This is a genomic window from Vibrio sp. LB10LO1, from assembly GCF_010092875.1.
GTDB lineage: Bacteria > Pseudomonadota > Gammaproteobacteria > Enterobacterales > Vibrionaceae > Vibrio > Vibrio campbellii.
The window spans coordinates 112,243-134,669 of record NZ_JAADJW010000007.1 but is presented as its reverse complement, the minus strand read 5'-3'; the positions used below and the strand labels follow the sequence as shown (position 1 = coordinate 134,669).

General features: G+C 44.6%; 16 protein-coding genes. 9 read left to right on the top strand and 7 right to left on the bottom strand.

What is annotated here, in order from left to right:
• Positions 1-9: 9 nt before the first annotated feature.
• From GXP65_RS07275 to GXP65_RS07265, 3 genes are read left to right on the top strand one after another with little or no spacing between them, the layout of a single operon-like run.
• Entirely contained in the window at positions 10-4,872 is a 4,863-nt protein-coding gene (locus GXP65_RS07275) for a DNA repair ATPase (protein WP_162092401.1), read from the top strand.
• Entirely contained in the window at positions 4,873-5,577 is a 705-nt protein-coding gene (locus GXP65_RS07270; RefSeq protein ID WP_045383987.1) for a phospholipase D-like domain-containing protein, read from the top strand. It abuts the gene before it with no gap.
• Between the two features lie 15 nt (positions 5,578-5,592).
• Entirely contained in the window at positions 5,593-6,651 is a 1,059-nt protein-coding gene (locus tag GXP65_RS07265) for a toxic anion resistance protein (protein WP_005429653.1), read from the top strand.
• Positions 6,652-6,795: 144 nt separating this feature from the next.
• Here GXP65_RS07265 and GXP65_RS07260 read toward each other — a convergent pair whose 3' ends face one another.
• Positions 6,796-6,993 carry a hypothetical protein gene (locus GXP65_RS07260; protein WP_162092400.1) on the bottom strand — a complete coding sequence of 66 codons (198 nt, stop codon included), beginning with the start codon at positions 6,991-6,993 and terminating at the stop codon, positions 6,796-6,798.
• Positions 6,994-7,156: 163 nt separating this feature from the next.
• Positions 7,157-8,248: an alkene reductase gene (locus tag GXP65_RS07255; protein ID WP_162092399.1), complete on the bottom strand. Its 1,092-nt coding sequence runs from the start codon at positions 8,246-8,248 to the stop codon at positions 7,157-7,159.
• A 119-nt stretch (positions 8,249-8,367) separates the two neighbouring features.
• Between GXP65_RS07255 and GXP65_RS07250 the strand changes: the two genes are divergently transcribed.
• A complete protein-coding gene (locus tag GXP65_RS07250; protein ID WP_162092398.1) occupies positions 8,368-9,291 on the top strand; it encodes a LysR family transcriptional regulator in 924 nt (307 codons plus the stop codon).
• Between the two features lie 7 nt (positions 9,292-9,298).
• Here GXP65_RS07250 and GXP65_RS07245 read toward each other — a convergent pair whose 3' ends face one another.
• The 3 genes from GXP65_RS07245 to GXP65_RS07235 form a co-directional block, all read right to left on the bottom strand.
• The gene (locus tag GXP65_RS07245) at positions 9,299-9,841 is read right to left on the bottom strand and encodes a nucleotidyltransferase family protein (RefSeq protein WP_162092397.1); all 543 of its coding nucleotides are present in this window, start codon (positions 9,839-9,841) and stop codon (positions 9,299-9,301) included.
• Positions 9,842-9,843: 2 nt separating this feature from the next.
• A complete protein-coding gene (locus tag GXP65_RS07240; RefSeq protein WP_005532333.1) occupies positions 9,844-10,221 on the bottom strand; it encodes an MmcQ/YjbR family DNA-binding protein in 378 nt (125 codons plus the stop codon).
• 85 nt (positions 10,222-10,306) lie between these two features.
• Positions 10,307-11,200 (bottom strand): LysR family transcriptional regulator, encoded by an 894-nt coding sequence (locus tag GXP65_RS07235; protein ID WP_162092396.1) that lies wholly within the window; start codon positions 11,198-11,200, stop codon positions 10,307-10,309.
• A 160-nt stretch (positions 11,201-11,360) separates the two neighbouring features.
• Between GXP65_RS07235 and GXP65_RS07230 the strand changes: the two genes are divergently transcribed.
• The 5 genes from GXP65_RS07230 to GXP65_RS07210 all read left to right on the top strand — a co-directional run bounded on the left by GXP65_RS07230 (position 11,361) and on the right by GXP65_RS07210 (position 18,033).
• Positions 11,361-12,230, top strand: coding sequence for a Vmh family MBL fold metallo-hydrolase (locus tag GXP65_RS07230; protein ID WP_162092436.1), 870 nt, complete (start codon positions 11,361-11,363; stop codon positions 12,228-12,230).
• A gap of 404 nt (positions 12,231-12,634) precedes the next feature.
• Positions 12,635-14,950 carry a type VI secretion system tip protein VgrG gene (gene tssI, locus GXP65_RS07225; RefSeq protein WP_162092395.1) on the top strand — a complete coding sequence of 772 codons (2,316 nt, stop codon included), beginning with the start codon at positions 12,635-12,637 and terminating at the stop codon, positions 14,948-14,950.
• The gene (locus GXP65_RS07220; protein ID WP_162092394.1) at positions 14,950-16,299 is read left to right on the top strand and encodes a hypothetical protein; all 1,350 of its coding nucleotides are present in this window, start codon (positions 14,950-14,952) and stop codon (positions 16,297-16,299) included. The genes tssI and GXP65_RS07220 overlap by 1 nt, the downstream gene beginning before the upstream one ends.
• An 8-nt stretch (positions 16,300-16,307) precedes the next feature.
• Positions 16,308-17,153, top strand: coding sequence for a hypothetical protein (locus GXP65_RS07215; protein WP_162092393.1), 846 nt, complete (start codon positions 16,308-16,310; stop codon positions 17,151-17,153).
• Positions 17,154-17,208: 55 nt separating this feature from the next.
• Positions 17,209-18,033, top strand: coding sequence for a hypothetical protein (locus tag GXP65_RS07210; RefSeq protein ID WP_162092392.1), 825 nt, complete (start codon positions 17,209-17,211; stop codon positions 18,031-18,033).
• 107 nt (positions 18,034-18,140) lie between these two features.
• Here the strand turns inward: GXP65_RS07210 and GXP65_RS07205 are convergent, their stop codons facing one another.
• Both GXP65_RS07205 and GXP65_RS07200 read right to left on the bottom strand, forming a co-directional pair.
• Positions 18,141-19,721 (bottom strand): DEAD/DEAH box helicase, encoded by a 1,581-nt coding sequence (locus GXP65_RS07205; protein WP_162092391.1) that lies wholly within the window; start codon positions 19,719-19,721, stop codon positions 18,141-18,143.
• A 263-nt stretch (positions 19,722-19,984) separates the two neighbouring features.
• Entirely contained in the window at positions 19,985-22,381 is a 2,397-nt protein-coding gene (locus GXP65_RS07200) for a carboxypeptidase-like regulatory domain-containing protein (RefSeq protein ID WP_240334977.1), read from the bottom strand.
• Positions 22,382-22,427: the final 46 nt, after the last annotated feature.

Sequence of the window (22,427 nt, the reverse complement as noted above, 5' to 3'; positions counted from 1 at the left end):
GGTATTAGCATGTCAGATATGACTCAAAAAGCGGTGAGTGATGCTGGTGCATACGATGTTTTAAAGACGCGTTTGTTGCAGCAAGGCAGCCAGCTAAAGTCTCTCTCCCAATCCTTCAATCAGCAACGCCAAGAAACGTTTGGCGGCCAAGATTTTAAATTGATCGGTAAGGTCAATGTTCAAACCGATGCTAAGTGCATTCCAATCGATATGGCTCAGGTAAACCAGCATTTATTGTTCGGTTATCATGTGCAAGTTGGGATGAAAGCGACGCCTTCATTAGACGATGTGTTTGGGCTTTATCACCTCCATGAAAATGAAGGTACATTTCGTGTTGAGCCGCTTCCACTTGAATCCAGTTTTTTATCCGATTCCCGTTTTAGCCATGAATTGACGGAACTGTTTACGTACTACCGAGACGCAAAGCTTTCTCAAATCTCTCGTCAAGAAAGCACGCTTTATATCGCCTTCCAAATTGGCATGCGTCCAGAAGACAGAAAAGTTTTTCGTTTTCAGATCAACGCTCATTCTATCGAGTACATTGATTCCTTAGGTCAGAACGCCTTAACCAGTGTTCCTCAACATGATTTTGATTGGATCCCAACAACACGAGATGACCACGTGCTTGGCGATCATCCGCATGTGTCTATTCAAGATAAGTTGTTTGTTGAATGTGTTGGCGGGGACTTAACCATCAAGGTCGAAGACAATACCAAAGATGGTAAAGGTATCTATAGAGAAGACGTTGAAGACCCACACCAAAGCGTGGCTGACGCACACATCGATTACGCGTTTGTGGGAGACTTAATTGCGCTACGAGTAAAGCCAAACCGAGAAAAACACGCTCGATACTTCCTCTACAATTCAGTGACTCAGTCCGTCGTAAGGGCTGATGCATTAGGGGCAAGTACAAAAACGTTACCTGAAGATCATGGCGTGCTGTACGCCAATGGCTACGTATTATCAAATGGCGAAGACAAACAGTTCGCCTTTGACGCTGACCAGCTCAAGTTCTTTCAGCAGATCACGTCACCGAATGGAGAGGACATTCTTTATATCTTTTTCAACGCCGTTGAAGGTTATTACATCGCGTACACCTACAACTTGATTGAGAAGAAATTTGAAGCACCAATGGAGAGCCACGGTTACAGCTTATACCCAGATGGCCGCTGGTTAGTGTTTCAATTGTCTGAGAATGAAGAGGCGTCGACCATCCACCCGATGAGGATTTGGGATACGCCATTTTCTACCCCAGAGCACTATGCGAAAGTCAATGCGCAAACCCAAGGCAGCAGTCCACTGTTCAATCTTGGTAATACTGAGTTGGTTCGAGCGTTGTCTTCTGTTCTTTCGATTTGCCAATTAGCGCAGAGTGAAGAAGTAACTCAAGCGGCCTATGAAGTACTTATCAAGCAGTGTCGCTCGACCCTCGATCACTACACTTGGCTCAATCATGATTACGCTTGCGGAATAGGCAGTGCGATCAATGAACTCATGGGGACTACCGATAAGATCATCGATGAGTTTGCCAAAGTTCAGCAGTTACAAAAACATGCTTCAAGCAGCCTTGATGAGCAAAAATCGGCAGTTTCCGAGCTCATTGGCAAAATCAAACTGGCCCCAAAAGAGCAAGCGAACACATTACTGAGTTTGCTTAGTGAAGTAAAAGGGCAAGTCGGTGTGACTATGTCGCTCCGTCAGCAACATTACATTGATGAAGTTCAAGTTGACTGTTTGCTTGAAGAATTACAGGTACAGCGCGAGTCACTTAATCTGCATTTGCTCAACCTTCTTCAAGACGAAAAAGCGTACGTCCCTTTCAAGAAGCAAATTCAAAAAATTGAATTACAGCTCGAAGAAGTAACTAAAACGGCTGAGATTCAGAAGCTTAATGAAGAAGTGGAAACGCTTCGTCATGAGCTCCAGATAGTGACAGAAGAAGTCACGGACATCGAAACAGAAGATCCGACACAAGCAACTCGAATCTTAGACCTCACCACAGAAGTAACGTCGCTGCTTAACACTGTTTCAGCCAAGCTAAGAGCAAAGTCTCAAGACTTACAAAGTGAAGAAGCTCAAGCGGAATTCAGTGCTCAATTTAAGCTACTCAGCCAGTCGGTGAGCAGTGCAATGGAGCAAGCGTTAACGCCAGACGATTGTGATACCCAGCTTGCTAAGCTTGTTGGGCAATTGGATAAGTTAGAGTCGCGCTTCGCGGATTTCGACCAGTTTTTAAGCGAGATTTATTCAAAGCGTGATGAGATCCAATCAACGTTGGATAACCACAAGCAACAGCTCATTGCAGGTCAACAACGTCGAGTACAAAACTTACTTCAAGCCGCCAACGTCACCATGAGCAGCATAGAAAAACGCGTTGAGCGATTCGATGATGTTGCAGGGCTAAACAGCTACTTTGCCACCGACGCAATGGTTCTCAAGCTACAACAGTTGTCTCAGACTATTCGTGAGCTTGGCGACAGTGTCAAAGCAGACAGCGTTGACTCAAAATTGAAGTCGCTTCAAGACCAATCGCTACGCGCATTACGAGATAACCAAGACATCTTCGAGAAAGGTGGTACGGTTCTACGCTTAGGCAAGCATAGATTTAGTGTGAACCAGCAACCACTTGACCTCAGTTTGGTCGATCAAAGTGGTGAGTTGGCGCTACACATCTCCGGTACGGATTTTTACCAAGCAGTAGAAGACAAAGCATTTCTCGATCTGCAAACCGTTTCTCGTTTAGACGTTGCCTCAGAGAGTGAGGACGTCTATCGAGCGGAGTTTCTTGCGTACTTAATCTTGCATCAAGCGTCTATCAATCAAGATGGGCAGAGCCTAGATAGGCTTTATGAAGCTTTGAAAGAAGATAAGTTGAACGAACTTGTTCAACGCTTTGCAGCACCACGATATCGAGAAGGGTACGTCAAAGGTATCCACGATCATGATGCGGTTAACATTTTACGTAAAGTGCTGCCTGTTTATCAGCAAGCGGGGTTATTGCGTTACAGCCAAACCGCGCGCTCGAAGGCCATCTTGTGGCTATTAGAGCAAGATGTTGACCAAATAGGTCACTATCAACAACAGGCGCAAAACGCGAAGTTATTGCGAGAGCATTTAAATGCATCGCAAGCGTATCAAGAGCTGCAAAAACAACTGGTTGATTCCCTAAATGATGATCAACATGAAGCCGCTGACTACCTTGCGCAGCTATTGAGTGAGCAAGATTGGCAAATCGAAGTGAGTCAGGATTCCCTCTCTCTCTGCGAAGATTATTTGCAATTTAGACGCAGTTTGGGCTGGCAACCTCAACCGCTCAGCTTTACCGAATCATTTAACGATCATCATCAGTGGTTAAGTGCGTACACTGCGAAAAAGCAATACGGTCAGGCATTCGTATGCGAAGCGGCGACGGTGGCAGTGGTGAATACCTTGTCTGAGAAAAGGCTAGCCAGTGTCGACTTTTCATTAGTGTGTCATGTCGAAGGGTTACTGGGAGAGCACACTCGAATTAGCAAAGGCAGTTTAGAGCTCGTATTGGATGACTTTATTCAAAGAAACGAACATCACCGAAGCTCGGTGGTTCCGAGCTTTGAAGCTTATCTATCCCAGCGCACCCAGTTGTTGAGCTGCGCTAAAGAAGATTTCCGTCTTAGTGAGTTTAAACCTCGCCCATTAACGTCATTTGTGCGCAACAAGCTGATCAGTGAGAGCTACTTACCTCTTATTGGTGACAACTTTGCTAAGCAAATGGGTACGTTAGGCGATAAAAAGCGTACTGACTTGATGGGGATGCTACTTCTTATCTCTCCGCCTGGTTACGGTAAAACAACGTTAATTGAGTATGTTGCACACAAATTAGGTTTGGTGTTCATGAAGATCAATGGCCCATCCATCGGTCATCAAGCGACATCTCTCGACCCCGCCGACGCCCCTGATCAAAATGCGGCGCGTGAAATTGAGAAAATTAACCTCGCTTTCGAGATGGGCAACAACGTGTTGCTGTACTTGGATGATATTCAACATACCCATCCCGAATTCTTACAGAAATTCATCTCACTCTGTGATGGCACGCGTCGCATAGAAGGCACTTGGAAAGGGAAAACGAAAACCTACGACATGCGCGGCAAAAAGTTTGCTGTTGTGATGGCGGGTAACCCGTACACCGAGAGTGGCGAAGCATTCCGAATCCCAGACATGTTGGCTAACCGTGCGGACATCTACAACCTCGGTGATATGCTCTCTGACCAGAAATCGATCTTCGATTTAAGCTTTATCGAAAACTCGCTCACGTCCAACAGCGTGCTTGCGCCTTTAGCAACGCGAGACCTGAATGATTTGTACCGCTTTGTCAGAATGGCAGAGGGAGAAAGCATCGCGCTGAGTGAGATGAGCCATTCTTATTCTGCGATCGAATCGGGCGAGATCGTGACAACCTTGCAAAAACTGATCATGGCGCAGCAAATTGTCTTGAAGGTGAATCAGCAGTACATCAAGTCAGCCGCGACAGCGGATCAGTATCGTGTCGAACCTCCGTTCAAGCTGCAAGGCTCATATCGAAACATGAATAAACTGGCGGAGAAAATCTCGTCAGTGATGACTGACCAAGAGATGAACACGCTGCTTCAAGATCACTATCAGGGTGAAGCACAAACGCTGGCCGCGGGCACTGAGGAAAACCTACTCAAGCTTGCAGAGCTGCGTGGTGACATGACGGATGAGCAGCAAGCTCGTTGGTCTGAAATTAAAGAAGGGTATCAGCGTCAGCAAATGATGGGTGATTCCGAAGACCGAGCAGGACAGGTTGTGCAGCAACTTGCTATGTTGAATCAACATGTTGCTCGATTTGGTCGTCATGATCAGGAGGGAAGTTAAATGAATCGACAGAAATGGTCTGCGTGGTTAGAGGCTTCGATACAAGATTACCGCCTAGATGATAGTGAGCGAAGAGAGCTCCAATCGGAGCTGCAGGACTCGGTATTAAGTCATGAAGACCGCGCCTACCTGCGTAATATGAGCTTTAAGCTCGTACAGCAAGAAATCCAAAATCAAGGTGATGCAGCCGCTTTAGTTCGCTGGTTAGAGCGCGTGGTCAAGGTTTTAGACAATGTCATGAGTGAGAACTCGGCAGATACCGCGTCGAGCTGGTTTTCTCCGGGTAGAGCCTGTGCGTCCGGCATCATTGAACAGCTGAAGCTGGCTCGTCACTCGGTGGACATTTGTGTTTTCACTATCGCGGATAACGACTTAACCGATCAGATCCTTGCCGCGCATAAAAGAGGCGTAGCGGTCCGAATCGTGACCGACAACGACAAGATGTACGATAAAGGCAGTGATGTTGAATACCTTGCAGCACAGGGCGTGGCGGTCAAAATTGATACGACTCGATACCATATGCACCATAAGTTCGCGATCTTCGACCAACAGCGGTTGATCAATGGCAGCTTTAACTGGACACGCAGCGCTTCTAAATACAATCAGGAAGATATCACGCTTACCGACGACCGCAGGTTTGTTTCTGCGTTCTTAAGACAATTTGAAACGCTATGGCAGAAGTTTCCTTGCCATAAGCCGTCATAAATATAGGGAGATCCCATGACCGAATTGATGAATTCTGAACATCAGGTACTTGAGGTGGACGCTACTCCTCAAATCGTCGCACTCGCAGAGCAATTTGATGCGTTTGATAGCGTAGCGACGATCACTTTTGGTAAAGAGGCGCTGGAAAAAATCACCGCTTTCTCTGACGAAGTGTTAGAGCAAGTTCGTGTTCGCGACAGTGGTGAAGCGGGCGATATTTTGCATGCAATGGTATCGTCTATGGACAGCGCTGAATTCTCAAATCTAGGCAAAACCAGCTTGTTATCGAGACTTCCTCTAGTTGGTGAGCTTTTTGATTCATTCAAAAAATTCTCGGCAAGTTTTGATTCAGTGAAAAGCCAATTGGAACAGCTTTCAGGACGTTTAGAAGCACAAGAGATGAAGTTGGCTCATGATATTAGCCAGCTCGATACGCTCTATGACCATAATTTAGAGTTGCTCGGCGGATTAGAGCAGTACATCGCCGCTGGTAAGTATAAGTTAAACCAGCTTACGCAAAATGTGTTACCAAGCTTACTGGCACAATCTGAGCAAAGTGGTGACGCGTTGGATGCCCAGAAATACCGTGATGCGACCCAAGCCGTTGCGCGTTTAGAAAAGCGTGTACATAACCTTGAGCTCACTCGTCTTGCTGCTATCCAAACCGCACCTCAGATTCGATTGTCTCAAGAAGGCAATAAAATGCTGATGGAAGACATTCAAGATATCGTGCACAACACATTTCCATTGTGGAAGCGTCAATTCTTGATTGCGATTTCCAATTATGAAAAAGAGAAAGCGTTGAAGGTAACGCGTGCGGTGAAGGATTACACCAATAAGCAATATGTGCAAAACGCAGAGAAACTGAAGGCGTTAGAAGAACAAATTGCAGAAAACTACCAGCGTGGCATTCTCGATCTCGATTCTCTAGAGACCGTGAATCAACTGACGATAGAAACGTTGAACAATACGCTATCGCGAGTGAAGGAAGGCAGAGCACAACGCGAGCAGGCTCAACAAGTGATTGAGCGAGCAGAGGCAGAACTTAAACAAGCGCTTGAGCAAACCTTGTAAGGTGAACCATCGAGAAATCACTCCCTCACTCATTTTTTATCTACTTTTAACGAGTAATAGAAAATAGGGAGTGATTTTTTTGGTAAAAGAGACAGCGTGGCTTTATCCCGAACTTAAGCGAAATCACATCAGCGGTGATTTCGCTTACATGTGACCAGAACCGTGGAACATGCCACCGAACATTCCGCCAAATATCATCCCTAAAATGCTGAAGATGATCCCTAGAATGATCATCGCAGGAATTGAAGCGATAGCGAACTTGACCATAAAGATCACCATCGAAATAAATGGCATTTTAATATCAACAACCGTCACTTCTTGTTTTGTAGTTTCATCAGACACGAGCGTTCTCCTAAATTTGCATTCTGAGTATGCATCCAGTTTATTAAACCTAAACACAAGAAAACGTTGAACTACTTTGCGATTTTCCCTTTATGGGATAACAACTGATTAATTTGAGAAATACGGCACGCTATGAATCGCTATCAGAAGCGGGTAAAGCCTCTTAACCAAGCGCCGGATAATCGGTATAGCCTTGTTCATTACCACCAAAAAGCGTTGAGCCATTCAGTTCAGCCAGAGGTTGTTGGTGCTGTAAGCGCGCCACCAAATCTGGGTTAGAAACAAACGGGCGTCCAAACGCGACTAAATCCGCATAACCTTTCTCAAGCACCTCGTCAGCACGCTCTTGGGTGTAACTGCCAGCGACGATAATGGTGTTGGTGAAGTATTCGCGTAGCTCGATACGGAAGCTTTCTGGAATCACGGGTGCGTCGTCCCAATCCGCTTCAGACAGGTGCAAGTACGCAATATCGCGAGCTTGAAGTTGTTTCGATGCATCGAGGATGGTTGGCACAATGTCTGGGCAGTTCATGTCCTTGAAAGTGATGAATGGCGCGAGTCGTACTCCCACTTTGTTGGCACCGATGGCTTCGCTCACCGCATCGACCACTTCTAATAGAAAGCGAAGTCGGTTCTTGCGAGTACCGCCGTAGTTGTCGGTTCTGTGGTTTGAATTGGTACGCAGGAACTGGTCAATCAGGTAGCCATTACCGCCGTGGATTTCGACGCCATCGAAGCCTGCTTCAATCGCGCGTTTCGCTGCATGGGCAAAATCATTCACAACACGGTCAATATCGGCTTGAGTCATGGTTCGTGGCTCTACACAATCGACCATGTTGCCATTACCTTGTTCATCGGCAATCCACACTTGGGTTTCTACGGGTTTTAGTGCTGATGGGGCAATAGGCTGTTCGCCTTTTTGGAATGTCGGGTGTGATACACGGCCAACATGCCATAACTGACAAAACATCACTGCGCCTTGCTCTTTTGCTGCTTGAGTGACGGTTTTCCAGCCAGCCACTTGTTCATCGGTGTAGACGCCTGGTGTGAACGAGTAACCCTGCGAATCATCTGAAATCTGTGTCGCTTCGGAGATGATTAAGCCTGCGGTTGCGCGCTGCTTGTAGTAAGTCGCCATCATTTGGTTTGGAATGTTGCCCGGTTGGCTGGTGCGCGCTCGGGTCATTGGTGCCATGACTACACGGTTTTGTAGATCCAGTTGTTTTAGCTGTGCTGGTTCAAATAGCTTGCTCATTATCTTTTATCCAGTCGTATTTGATGGACTCAGTATATTGGGTAGAAGAAATTTGATAATTGGGTAATATTTGAATTGATTATTCAGCTCAGTCGAATAATGAGATTTCGGGAGGGAATTTGGACAAGTTTTCGGATATGACGCTGTTTGTCAGCATAGTGAAGAACCAAGGGTTGGCGGCGGCTGGTAGAGAGCTCGGCTTATCGCCAGCAACAGTAACGGCAAGATTGCAGTCGCTGGAAGATCGTTATGGGGTGAAATTACTTAATCGCAGTACAAGGCATATTTCACTGACGGACTCTGGTGCTATGTACCATCAGGCATGCTTAGAAATCATCGACCGCGTTAAAGAGACGGAAAACTTACTCCAAACTGGCACTAAAGAAGTGCGCGGGACTATTAAAATCTCGGCTCCTCGTGATATTGGTAAGCAATACATTTCGCCAATACTGTCGGAATTCAGTCAGCTCTATCCCGATGTGATCCCTTATCTGTATTTGAACGATAACTTATCCAACTTAGCTGAGTCCGGTTTGGATATTGTTATCCGATATGGGGAGCTAGCCGACAGTAACCTTATCTCTCGCAAACTGGCGTCCAGTCGCCGAGTGCTTTGCGCTGCTCCTCAGTATTTGGCAAAGAAAGGCACGCCGAGCACGCCACAAGATTTAGCACAGCATGATTGCTTAGCCATGGTTCGCAGCAATGAAGAGTTGAAAACATGGCACTTCCAAGATGAAGAGCAGCACAACGTTATTACTGTCGTACCGAAGCGTTTTTCTGATGATGGCGAAGTGATTCGTCAATGGGCGTTAGATGGCGCGGGTATTGCGTTGAAATCGATTCTCGATGTACAAGAGGACATCAAACAGCAGCGTTTAGTGACGGTGTTAAATGGCTATATGAAGAACTTCAACGCATCAACCTCTTCTGCAGGCGCAGATTTGAACGTGATTTATCTGAGCCGCCAGTATCAACCCAAGCGACTTCGTTTGTTTTTGGACTTCTTGATTGAGCGTTTTCATAGCCAGTTTCCGGAATAAGCAAGACTTAGACGGCAACCCGTAATTGAGGCCATGTGATTAGCCAGTTTTTGGATTCTACCCGAGATTGAAACAGCACTAATGTTCGCTTGGGATTATAAGTAATCTGGCCTTCAAACAAGGACTCAAACCCGAACGCTGAAATGCACTCTATCTGGTTCTTTTCGTTCAATCTGGCAGCGACCGCTGTCTCTTTTTCTGGCCAGTAACTCATCGCATCTAAGGTACTTTGGTATGGCTCATCACCATTCCTTAGGTGCATGTTTGCTTGATTGCGAACTTGCCAGTTGAGCTCTGGCATTAAGGCGTTTAGCTGCGTTTCGTAGTTGAGGTAGGCTTGTTCGTCCAACTCATCCGGATCGAAATAAACCACATCAAGATCGTTTAATGGTGTTGGATTTTGCTTTTGATGAAGATGGTCCCAAACTAGATTTCGTACGAAGCCTGCAGCAATGTAGCAATCTGGTAAAGCCAGTGAGCGAACACTCTCCAATGCTTGAATGCGACGTGGATCTTCTGCCAGTAACTGAGCAAGTTTATCTTCAAGCATCGTTATTGCTTCGCTGGTGGTAGTTCAATGCCTAGTTCATCGCGTTTTCGCTTACTCAAGCCAAGTGCAACTAATCGATAAGATTCTGATAAATAGTACTTTAGCTCTTCGTCTAGGCGTCCTGAGGTTTCTGTTTGTTGAATCCACTTCATTCCACGGTTGGCGAAATAAGGGGCAGGAATGTAGCCCTCATAATCACTTAAAAAGTCGAAGTTTAAAGGGGAAGTTTTAAACGTAAATGCCGGCTGCTTTTCTTTACTCCAACCGCCAATGGCAAATACCTTTCCACCGACTTTCCAAACATGTGCATCACCCCATTGAACAACATGGGAAGTGGCAGCGAATGAGCCACAGAATTGATTAAATTCATCGTATGTCATGATGACGTCTCAACCTATCTTGGTCACGGATTTCGCTAGACTAACACAGGTTGAGAGTAAGGTTAGGGCCTTTACGGAAAAGTGCTCACCAGCGCTTGGATTCCGACATGCTAGTGGAGAGATGGTCGATAAAGGCTCTTAATAACGGTGTGACTTGTTTACGTGTGCCATAAATAGCATGAACGCCTAACGTTTTTGGGTGCCATTCTGGTAACAACTGAATCAACTTACCCTCAGTGAGCAAATCCTTCACGGTTGGGAAAGGCTGTAAGCTGATTCCGTTACCATTTAAAGCGGCAGCAAGCAGTACTTCCGGGGTATTCGCGCTGATATTGCCTTTGATGGAGACTGATTCATCACCCTTTGGTCCAGAGAATATCCACTCAGAACGACCAAAGTAGCTAAAGGAAAGACAATTGTGGTGTCCTAGGTCTTGGGCGTTTAACGGTGCGCCTTTTTGTTCGATATATTTGGGGGACGCACATATCACCGAGCGGCATTCACCTAATTGCTTTGCTACGACATTAGCAGGCAACTCATTGGTGGTGCGTATGGCAAGATCAATGCGTGATTCCACAAGGTTTACGGTTTCATCTGTCGACACAATGTCAATCGCCACATCAGGCCACTGTTCAACAAAGCTTGTGATTGCATCAATGAGGAAGCTACTCACAATGGAATAGCTTGCGGTAATACGCAATTGACCTTTTAGATTCACTCGATTTTGGTTTCGGATTCCGCTTAGGGAATCTTCAAGTGCAAGTAGCTCTCGTGCAATCTCAAGCGTCTCTTTACCTGCACTGGTTAAACTGAGGCTTCGAGTTGTGCGGTGGAGTAAACGAGTATCCATCCATTTTTCGAGCTCACCTAAATAACGTGTCACTTTGGTTCGGGACATGTCGAGGTGCTCTGCTGCTGCACTCAAACTGCCTCGCTCTACGATCGTGACAAAGACATTCATTGCCTCAAGTCTGTCCATTCTGTTGCTTCACCTTAAGAAAATCGCCGTCACAGTATATGTCCGGATTTCGCAACAGTGAAAGTTAATTTGCTGTCTATTTCATCTAAAACCAATCAAATAAGATGACCTCAACATGAAACGAGCCGCATGAGTTGGTTCTCTAACACGGAATAAGATGATGAATAAGCGTTCAATTACTCTACTGATCACAGCACTAGCGGCATCGAACTATGTGTCGGCTGCGGACTTAACGATTACCCACTACAACCCCGGTGAAAATGCGATCTTTCCTGCAAGCTCTGTGCTTGTTTCTGGTGAAAAAGAGCTGATGTTGTTTGACGCACAATTTAGTGTCAAAGACGGAAAAAAATTGGTGGAACAGATTAAAAAGAGTGGCAAAGAGCTGTCGATGATTTACATCAGCAGCGGTGACCCAGATTATTATTTTGGCTTAGAGCCTATTGTTGCGGCCTTCCCTGATGTCAAAGTGGTCGCGAGCAAAGCGGTTGTTAAACATATCGAACGAACAAAAGATGCGAAACTGGCGTACTGGGGACCGATTTTGAAAGAGGGGGCACCATCAAAAATTGTTGTGCCTACTGTACTCAATGACACCACTCTGACGCTTGAAGGTAAGCGCATTGAAGTAAAAGAAATCAATACTCATGATGCTTACCTTTGGGTGCCTTCGGAGGAAACGGTATTTGGTGGAGTATCGGTTTACAGTGGCGTTCATGTTTGGATGGCGGACACTCAGTCGAAACAAGAGCGTACCCAATGGTCTCAATCGCTGGAGCGCATGAAAGCACTGAAACCAAAAACCGTGATTCCGGGACACTACCTTGGTGATATGCCGAAAGGTGTTGAAGGTATTCAATTCACCATAAACTACATCGCAGACATCGAGCAGACGTTAGAAAAATCGGGCAAGCCATCATCAAGCGAGATTTCGGCAGCGATGAAGGCTAAGTACCCTCAGTTTGCAGCCACAGAAGGCGATCTTGAACTGGGCGCGAAAGTGCTAAGTGGTGAAATGGAGTGGCATTAATCTAAGCCTGTTATTCACCATACTGCCAAAAAAACAGCCCCTCATTGTGAGGGGCTGTTTTTTATTACTTAGCTGCTTGCGGACGTGACTGATAAATCTGCCACTGATGACCGTTAAGTTAATAAGTGTCAATTTGAAAACTTCTGTTCATTTTTTGTTGGGTTAAATCACATACTGACACATTCAAAATCGGTACATGACCGATTAAATAACCATACAAAAAGTCATATTTTTGGTGTCACAGATGATTGGCGTATTTTTCCCCAATAAATGCCTAGTCTAACGTGCAAATTATCTGTTAATTCATCACGGTGATGGACGTCATATAACTTGATACAGTTTGGCCAATTTAGCGTCTGTGGGGGTGTTTACACACTTCTTCACTGTCATAAGAGTCGAACAGTATGGTTAATGATGTAGATTTCACCTTTGATGTGTCTGGGTTCTCCGGTGCATTTAAAGTCGAAAGCTTCCGGATTACGGAAACAGTCTCTTCTCCCTTTGAAATGAACTTGACGGTGTTGTCCGACGACGATGCCATCACGTTTGAAGCCTTAAGCCGAAAAATGGGCGTCCTGAGCCTGTTTGGTCAAGGTGTAGGAACGGCTCGCCAGTTTAACGGCAGTATCTCTGAACTTCGTTACTTAGGCTCTGGCCGCCGCTTCTCGCGTTATCATATTACTTTGGTTCCACACCTCTGGTTTCTCACTCAGCGTCAGGACTGTCGCATCTTTCAGATGCAAGCGGCTCCCGACATCATTCGTCAGGTCTTTGATGATGCAGGCATGAGCGATTACCGCTTTGAACTATCAGCGCAATACGAAGCGAAAGAGTACGTTCTTCAATACCGTGAGAACGACCAGCATTTTGTACAGCGACTAATGGCAGAGCACGGCCTTTGGTATTATTTCGAGCATAATGAGGCTGGACATACCATGGTCATCGTCGATAGCAACGATGCGATACCTGAGCTCATCAGTTCACCTACTAATGCTTCTTACCTAGGACCTGTGATTTATCATGCCCAAGGTGGTGGCACGCCAGATCGAGAACACATCTTCGACCTCGAACAAACGCATCGTACTCGCACTGGCATCGTCAGCTATGGCGATTACAACTATCTCACGCCGAAAATCCCACAAGGAAAAAGCGCCGATGAAGGCCCGAACTTTGATTTGCAGCGCTACGACTATCTTGGCCGTTATACTTCACCAGACTTAGGGCAGCAGCGTGTAACGGAGTGGATGTCCGAATACACGGTGGACAGCCATCAGATTGAAGCTGCGAGCGATATCATGCGTCTCACCGCAGGCTACAGCTTCGATATCAGCCAGCATCCTCGTTTAGGCATCAACCGTGATTACCTCATGTTGACGGTGATGCACACTGGCTTTAACCCTCGTGTGCATGAGGAAGAGTCGAGCGATGAGCCTACAACTTATCACAATCAGTTTGTCTGCTTACCACGAGATGTGACATTCCGTGCACCTAAAATGGCGTCACCTGTCGTTGATGGTCCTCAAACTGCCGTTGTGGTTGGTCCTGCGGGTGAAGAAATCTACACCGATGAATATGGACGCATCAAAGTTCAGTTCCATTGGGACCGTTACGCACAAAGCGATGAGCATAGTTCATGTTGGCTACGTGTTAGTCAATCAATGGCAGCACCCAACTGGGGAGCAGTCTATCTACCTCGCATTGGTCATGAAGTGATTGTGACCTTCCTAGAAGGTGACCCAGACCGCCCACTAGTGACGGGCGCGGTTTACAACGGTTTACACACGCCGCCATACCCATTACCAGAAAACAAAACGCGCACAGTGTTTAGAACCCAAAGCCATAAGGCTGAAGGTTACAACGAAATGTACTTTGAGGATGAGAGTGACCAAGAAGAGGTTCACTTCCGCGCTCAAAAAGACATGAAGACCAAAGTGCTCAATAACCGTTATCGAGACATCGGAAATGATGAAGAGTTAAAAGTCGGTAACAACCAAGAAAACAACATCTTAGGCGACCGTAAAGAAGTCATTGATGGGCATAAAACCTCCATTACTAAGCAAACCTTTATGGAGCAAGTTGAGGAAGATGTTCACGTTACTTACAACGCGAATGAGAAAAAGCAAATCGCGAATAATCAAACACTATCCATTGATGAAAACCGCCAAACAATGATTGGTAAAAGCACGTCTCTAGACATTGAAGGAAATGCGACACTCGCTATTCTAGATAGTCGTTCTGTAGATGTCGGAAGTGACGATTTACAAAGCATTGGTGAAAACCTCACGGTGGATGTTCAAGGTAATACGTCTATACGCTCAGATGGAGAGACGACCTATATTTCTGGAGAGGAAATCAAAGTTCAGGTTGGCTATGCGGGATTAATACTAAAAAGCAGTGGTAAGATTCAGCTCTATGGCTCTTCGATTACGATAGATGGTGGGTCTGAGAGTATCATCAAAGGTGGTAAAGTCGCTATTAATCCGGGTAAAGGTAAATCTCGCTTTGTAGAAGCTCCGCCATATGAGTCTTTTATGCGTTATAACCAACGCATTGTATTGAAAGACCAGTCCACAGGTGTTGTACATGCAAACAAGCAATACAAGATAGTGTTTGAGGATGGAAAGGAAATTTTTGGTAAAACTAACGACAAAGGTCAAACATCGTTAATAAATACCAAAGATTTAGAGGCTTCGTTTGATATTTACTGGAGAGAAATCTAATGAAAGATGACCTATGGATTTATGCAGGCAGCTCAAAAACAACAGATGCGAACGATAAAGAACCAGTAGAGCTCAATGTTGCTGCAGGCAATATGTTTTGGGCCGATGACCAAAGTGGTCAGGATTTAGATATACAATTTGCTGTAAATGGTAAACGTAGTCCCTCGCTACCCAAAGAATTCACACCTAAGGCAACGCTGCTTCCAAATACGGCGGAGGGAACGTGCAACTCTCTTGAAGTGTATGTGAATGGGCAAGGCTACACCATATTAGAAAATCGGTCGATAATGGAGGGTGTTAAGTCTCCAGGGGATCTCAGAGCTGCAATACTGACTTGTCCTGCTCAGTCTCTGAATCAAAAAACAATCATTAAACCCAATAATAGTGGTGATAACGAAGTCATCTCTATCCTTAAAGCAAGTGCTACTTTGGTTCTTCCAGAAAACCTTCTCGGCGAAGTTTTTGATATCGACCAACTATCAGAGGATGTAATTTCTGCACTATATGACACTTTAGCAGAAAATTCTTTGTTGGAATTTTATGATCACTTGTCAAATAGCAACCGGGATCAAAATGCCACAGCGACAATGATGGTTCAAATGGTCGATCATGGAAAAGCGTACACTTACTATAAAGAAAAGTATGGCGCAGATGCTGCAAGGGGGTATTTGAAAGAGTTTATAGTTAAGGGGCAGTTTTCCGTTAAAAGGATGTCACAGTGGGGGGGGAAACTTGGTATTGTGTTTAAGGGAGACCGCAGAAATCGTGCATTTCTTACGGGTATAAACTACGGAATTGATGCTGACAAAGTTCAAATGTTTAGCTCCATCATCCAAGCTTCAGACGATATGAAATCATCAAACTGGAGTAATCTTATAAATAACGCTTCGAGTAGTGCAAATCCTTTTAAAGGGACGAATATTATATCTTTTGTTTTCGTTGCATCATTTGATGTATATGAGTTTTTTACAAAAGATATTGGAGAGCAAAACATAGCAGAATTTTTGGGAGCACTAGGTGTAACAACATCAAAATTATTCATATCAGGGTTCATTGCAGCGATGGCTCTAGCTGCAATTGTTGCTGCTTTATCTCTGGGTGGATTAGCGGTTAACACATTTTTTTTACTTTTAGGTATCGCTGGATTGTCTTTTCTCGTTGGATGGGGCGTTGATGCTCTTGATACAAAATACGAAATTAAAGATAAAGTAAAATCATCTTTAAAAGAAGCTTTTCCTGCATTAACGATAGAGAATATGATCAATAAAGAGATTGATAAAAATCAGCATGATATTGATAATTACATAGGTTCATCAGCAATGTATGGTTCAGGTTTCTTTGGTTTCTAGGTAACGTTATGGAAGTTTATTCAGATACTGAGTACAAACCTGAGTCCGTCAGGGGAATACTCGTTATTTTCTCTTTGTGTTTTATCCCTTTTCAACTTGGATATGTTTTTGCTAGTGCTTCTCTGTATGCAAAAGCCTTGTGTGGAATTGTATCTATAACACTATTTTTATTTCCGTTATTTTCATATTTGCTCCAAAATAAAAGAATATTTAGAAAAAGAATTGATATGATGATATATACATTCTTATATTTTATATTCAACATATCAATGTTCATAATTAATTCTGTCATTGTTGAATCTAAATATTTATTTGACCCTAACTTCAATATGTTCTGTTTTTTGATTTTATCGTTGTTTTTAGGCGGGGTCACTGGGTATTACTTTAGCGAAGATACTAATCTGCCACAGAATAGAAATGTAATTATCAGATATAACGAAATCGAGATTAGAAAAATTGATGTACTTGGTGCTCTAAGCCTTCAAAAAATGCCTTTTCTAAAAGCTCCATTAAAAAAGATGCGAAATGCGTTGTATGTTGTTGCCTTTTTTATCGGGACAGGTGGTGCTGGTATTGGTATTGGGATAGCAGAACTGCTCAAACGTTCTGATGTTATAAGTCCTGAAGTAGGAGTTCATTCCGTTCTATTTTTTAGCCTTGGTACGCCTGTACTATTCACATTTGGAGTGTTGATTTACTCGATGGTAGCTTATCTGCTTGAGTGGCGGAAACTGATTGCTGGCATAGAGAAAGAGTTTGGTGGGCATAAAATCATCTTCAATTCTCAAAAAAAGTCTTATAAGAAGATTAGAGAGATATTGGATAGTGAGGAAAAGGACGTTACTGAAAGCTAGGTATGAATAATAGTGTAGCTAGTTTAAGTCATTATAGAAACGTTAAGGTTGTAACATGATTGTTTATTCTGATAATTACTATGAACCTGAAAATATGAGATTTAGCATTTCTGGTATTTCTTTTATAATGGCAACTTTTCAACTCGTATACACTTTTTTTGATGCTCCATATTATTCAAAGGTGTTTTGTTGGACATCTTTATTTATTATTTCATTTTTCCAGATATATCTTTTTACAAAAAAAGGGAAAGAATTTTTAAATAAAAGAGTCGAAGCGGGTGTTGTTTTTCCAGTATATGCACTATTAGTTTTAACTTTGTATGTATTAAGCTCAGTTATAGTGGGTTCTAATTCAATATTTGACCCTGTTTTTTTAATGTTTATTTTATTGGTTTTGATTTTTTTATTTGGCTTTATTTTAGGTGCCTATTTTAGCGACAAGAGTAAAGCTCTTAAAAATAGTGTAATTGTTAGAGGAAATGAAGTTGAAATTAGAAAACTAGATATCTTTGGTATACTTAGTCTTCAGAGAATGCCTTTCCTCAGAGCTCCATTAAAAAAGATGCGAAACGCGCTGTATGTTGTTGTCTTTTTTATCGGTACTGGTGGTGCTGGTATTGGTATGGGGGTTGCGGAACTGCTAAAACGTTCTGATATTATTAGTCCTGAAATCGGAGTTCATTCAGTTCTGTTTTTCAGCCTAGGTGTGCCTGTATTGTTCACATTCGGAGTGTTGATTTATTCGATGGTGGCTTATCTGCTGGAGTGGCGGAAGCTGATTGCTGGTATCGAAAAAGAGTTTGGTGAGCATAAAATCATCTTCAACTCTAAAAAAAATTCTTATAAGAAGATTAGAGAGATATTAGATTCCAGAGAGTAATTCAAAAAATGTATATTCAGTAACCAGCTATAACATAGTTTTCACTGTTAGATAAAACAAAGCCGCTGAGATTATCAGCGGCTTTGTTGTTTTAACTCGATATCTAATTACTTAGCAGCTTGCGGACGTGGCTTACGACGTTGTCCTGATGGCTTGTTGCCTGACGGTTTACCGTTTGAAGGCTTTGCGCCTGCTGGTTTGCCGTTGTTAGGCTTGCGGTTACCTGATGGTTTGCCACCGTTACCGTTTTTGCTTGCGCCCGGTTTGTTCGTACCAGACTGGTTGTTATTTGGTTTGTTACCGCTTGGCTTGCCGTTTGAGCGAGCTTGACCGTCACGGTTGCCTTTTGGCTTGCCAGCGCCGCCTTTGCCTGATTTGTTTTCGCCTTTACCGTTTTTGTTGTCACTGTTGAAACGACGCTTTGGTTTGTTGTTACCGCCGCTGTTTTTCTTCTCAGCAGTTTGACCGTTTTCACCTTCTGCCTTTGGCTTCTTAGGCTTTTTCGGTTTCTTTGGCTTGATAGGGCGAGTATCTAGCTTCGACTCTGGTAGTACGTTAGTTGGTGCGTAGCCTTCTAGCTCTTTACGAGGCAGCAGTTGTTGAATCAAACGTTCAATCGCAAACAGCTCTGATGCTTCAAGTGCGCACACTAGAGAAATCGCTTTACCCACTTCACCAGCGCGACCAGTACGACCGATACGGTGAACGTAGTCTTCTGCCACTTTAGGTAGCTCAAAGTTAACCACTTGAGGAAGCTGAGGAATATCGATACCGCGTGCAGCGATGTCTGTTGCAACCAGCACTCGAACTTCGCCAGATTTAAAGTCAGCCAGTGCTTTAGTACGTGCGCCTTGGCTCTTGTTACCGTGAATTGCTGCAGCTGTAATCTTTTGGTCGATTAAGAACTTCGCTAAGCGGTTAGCGCCATGCTTGGTTTTGGTAAACACCAATACTTGTTTCCAATCACCGTCTTTGATCAGTTTGACCAGCATTGGCGCTTTCTTCTTCACGTCTGCTGGGTAGATGCATTGTTCTACAGTGCGTGCTGTTGAGTTTGCAGGGTTAACTGAAATCTCTACAGGGTTGTTTACCAAACCTTTTGCAAGATCGCGGATTTCATCAGAGAAAGTCGCAGAGAACAGAAGGTTCTGACGTTGCTTAGGCAGTAAATCAAGAATCTTGCGAATGTCACGGATGAAGCCCATGTCTAGCATGCGGTCTGCTTCGTCCAGAACCAGCATTTCTAGTTGGTCGAACTTCACTGCATTTTGGTTGTATAGGTCCAATAGACGGCCTGGTGTTGCAACCAATACGTCCGCACCTTTACGTAGGCGAAGCATTTGCGGGTTGATCTTCACACCACCAAATACCACTGCACTCGTTAGAGGTAGGTGGCGGCTGTACATGAATACGTTTTCTTGTACCTGAGCAGCAAGCTCACGAGTTGGCGTTAGCACCAATGCGCGGACTTGGTTGCTGCGTACACGTGGACCGCTCGACAGACGTTCAAGAATCGGAAGCGTAAAGCCTGCCGTTTTACCTGTACCAGTCTGCGCTGCTGCCATTACGTCTTTCCCTTCCAGTACCGCAGGAATTGCTTGTGCCTGAATTGGCGAAGGGGTGTCGTAGCCTTTTTCCTGAATAGCTTTAAGGATTGGAGCAGATAGACCTAACGAGGTAAAACCCATATGTATGATTCTCAATTGTCGAGTTAGATAACAAGGCGTCGAATTTATGTACGACGCGAAAAGTGCGACATTCTGAGGCTTTTAGGCGTTGGCTTCAACTATTTCCGTCATGGATAAATATTTGAGCTAGATCTCATTTTCAAATTGCTCAATGGAGGTAGGGCTCGGCACGCCGCTTTTTCATTCAAAAAGAGGAGGGGGCTTTGGTGATGTGCACTGCATATTTATCTTTTAAATCAGCAGTATCCGTATTTATTAGACCTTCAATAGAAGTCGGAAACTTGGTAGTTAAGTCCGCTTATCCAAAACTCATTGTCGAGATGCGCTTGCATCATTCTTTTTTGTTGGCCGTTTTCTAAAGTAATGAGATAGAGCCCAGACGTTAGCCCCTCCACCATATAAAAGCCATCCTCCTCAATCTTGCTTGAGAACTCCATATCATTGGCTATGTGTTTAAAGTGCACGTAGCTGTTGCTTTCGAGTTGGCCTTCTATCAGGCCATCAACGCCAAAAGAGGCGATCAAAACCACGGATATTTGTGTTATCCCTGCTTGGCGCGTATTGACGAGAATGGGGTTGTGCTGTGTGGTTAAGTTAAGGTCTAGTGCACTTTCATCAACATAGATGGAGAGATTATCGTGGGCAGGAACTTGGTGAAAAACAAACTCGCCGTTTTCATCGCTCTTGGCGAATTGATCGAGCACGCGCAAACTCACATTCGGGATTACGTTGCCTTGTTGGTCGACGACGGTACCAACGAGTTTTGCGAAACTGTATTTGCTCCAATCTAATAGCTCGGCAATGTTGTCGTCGAAATGGCTGCGAGCCGCGGCTTCCGTCGTAAGCTCGACACCGTAATGTTCATGATTGCCAAACAGTTTGATTTTGAAGTTTGAGTTCACCCGAGCTTCGACCGTTGCGGACAATTCGAGATCAGTATTGTTATAGCTGGCAGACAGGTTCGACATAACTTCCTCGAAGTACTGCCCGTGGTTGAGCCAGCAATCGGTACAAATATTTCGTAATGAAGCTTCAGTCTGCTCGAGAGAGCCGGATTTATCCCATGCCCCTTTCACACGCCATGAGGTATCTGAAAAGCCATTTTTGGCGAGTTCGATAGTGTGTAAGAAGTCGTCGACATTCTCTTTCTTATCGTGGGTGTAATTAGATTCATAGCGGAGAAAAAGATTACGAGCGACTTTCATACTGACTTGAGGCGAGATTTTATAGCCACCGTCTTCATGCCTTAGATCCAGATAGGCATTATAGTAAGCGCCTGAATAGCTGTATTTTAAGGCGTCGTACAAGTCGGAATTCCGTGTGAAATTCACAGACTTGTTGAGCTCCAAGCTTAACGATTGGGCGCGGCCAAACTGCATATCTAGCTCAATAGGGAAGCGCTGTAATTCAGGAATCCAACCTACTTGCATCGCCAGCCAGTGGCTCGGAAGATACCGTGTTTGGAAAGCCAGCAGCGTGTCGTGCTCCGCGATCAACGCGGTGGTTCCAAAGGTTAGGTAGTCATCTATGCCATACTCGATGATACCCGCTCCAACTTTGGCGCCTTCAAAGTCGACGATGGCATCTACTCCCCACTTTCCTTTCGGAAGGAAACCGCCATCCAAGCCTGCGATAACGACTTCCTCTTGCTGCCAAACGCCTTTCGCCAAGTAATAGCGAAACGTGATTGTGTCACCTGGCGCGATATTGTTTTCTTCGATGACAAAGCGCCCAAAATCATCAGAGCGATAGGAGCTTTGATAAATCCCGTTGACCAACACATCGATGTTGATGTTTGGCTGCGTTGTTCGTTCAAGTTGCAGATCGCCAAATTTAGGTGTTGTTTCATGATTGGTGTAGTGAAACCCATTTTCTAGAATCACAGGGTTGGAGTAGAGGCCGCCATCTAGTAACACATGCCCGAGTTCAACTTGATTACTATTGTTTGGTGGGGCGAGCGTGAAGTTGTAGTAAGCCACAGGTTGATCTTCCCGTGAGTCAATAGACAGCTGACCTATCCAGTTCTCAGTGCTCATCAGCGAGTCAGAGAGAAGGTATCCTCCTTCCTTGTTATCGCTCTCATATGACGCGGTTGCGGAAAGGCGTGTGGAGAACCCCAACGTTGATAGCGGCCTGACCGCGGGTTGTCTTGCCAGTTTTTCAAGTTGTTTGGCTTTTTCGCGGGAGTCGCGTTTTAGCTTTTGAATTTCCTCTTCCAGCTCTGAGGGAGACTTATAGCCCTTGTCGATGATGAGTTGATAGTCTTCGATGTACCAACGAGCTTTAACGGGTAAGCAATCGTTCAGGCTACGCCAGTGGATGAGCCATTCCTGTTCATAATTGATAACCTGAATGGGCTGTTGTGGCGAGTTAGACCGGTAACACACACTGTGGGCCAGATCGATAATGAAGGCCGGAGTCTCTCGAGCCATGTCCTGTGGCAAGTGAATTTCACATCGTTGTTGAACACAATCTCCATGCATTTCTAATAAGTAAGCAATACTGCTCTCGATAGGCAGGTAGGGTTCCTCCTCATCGTCCATCATGACACGATAAAAACTGTCTCCCACATTGCCTAACCGAACTTCAATGTGCGCAGGATACAAGGATAACTGCGATGGTTCGTTGGCGAATAACGGAAAAGAGAGGGCGAAGAGCATCGACAAACACAGCCCAATGTAACGTAGTCTCATTCTGGTTAGATTG

Coding starts and splice junctions, on each gene's coding strand:
- GXP65_RS07275 (WP_162092401.1), top strand. CDS start 10: ATGTCAGATATGACTCAAAAAGCGGTGAGTGATGCTGGTGCATACGAT.
- GXP65_RS07270 (WP_045383987.1), top strand. CDS start 4,873: ATGAATCGACAGAAATGGTCTGCGTGGTTAGAGGCTTCGATACAAGAT.
- GXP65_RS07265 (WP_005429653.1), top strand. CDS start 5,593: ATGACCGAATTGATGAATTCTGAACATCAGGTACTTGAGGTGGACGCT.
- GXP65_RS07255 (WP_162092399.1), bottom strand. CDS start 8,248: ATGAGCAAGCTATTTGAACCAGCACAGCTAAAACAACTGGATCTACAA.
- GXP65_RS07245 (WP_162092397.1), bottom strand. CDS start 9,841: ATGCTTGAAGATAAACTTGCTCAGTTACTGGCAGAAGATCCACGTCGC.
- GXP65_RS07240 (WP_005532333.1), bottom strand. CDS start 10,221: ATGACATACGATGAATTTAATCAATTCTGTGGCTCATTCGCTGCCACT.
- GXP65_RS07235 (WP_162092396.1), bottom strand. CDS start 11,200: ATGGACAGACTTGAGGCAATGAATGTCTTTGTCACGATCGTAGAGCGA.
- GXP65_RS07230 (WP_162092436.1), top strand. CDS start 11,361: ATGAATAAGCGTTCAATTACTCTACTGATCACAGCACTAGCGGCATCG.
- tssI (WP_162092395.1), top strand. CDS start 12,635: ATGGTTAATGATGTAGATTTCACCTTTGATGTGTCTGGGTTCTCCGGT.
- GXP65_RS07220 (WP_162092394.1), top strand. CDS start 14,950: ATGAAAGATGACCTATGGATTTATGCAGGCAGCTCAAAAACAACAGAT.
- GXP65_RS07215 (WP_162092393.1), top strand. CDS start 16,308: ATGGAAGTTTATTCAGATACTGAGTACAAACCTGAGTCCGTCAGGGGA.
- GXP65_RS07210 (WP_162092392.1), top strand. CDS start 17,209: ATGATTGTTTATTCTGATAATTACTATGAACCTGAAAATATGAGATTT.
- GXP65_RS07205 (WP_162092391.1), bottom strand. CDS start 19,721: ATGGGTTTTACCTCGTTAGGTCTATCTGCTCCAATCCTTAAAGCTATT.
- GXP65_RS07200 (WP_240334977.1), bottom strand. CDS start 22,381: ATGCTCTTCGCCCTCTCTTTTCCGTTATTCGCCAACGAACCATCGCAG.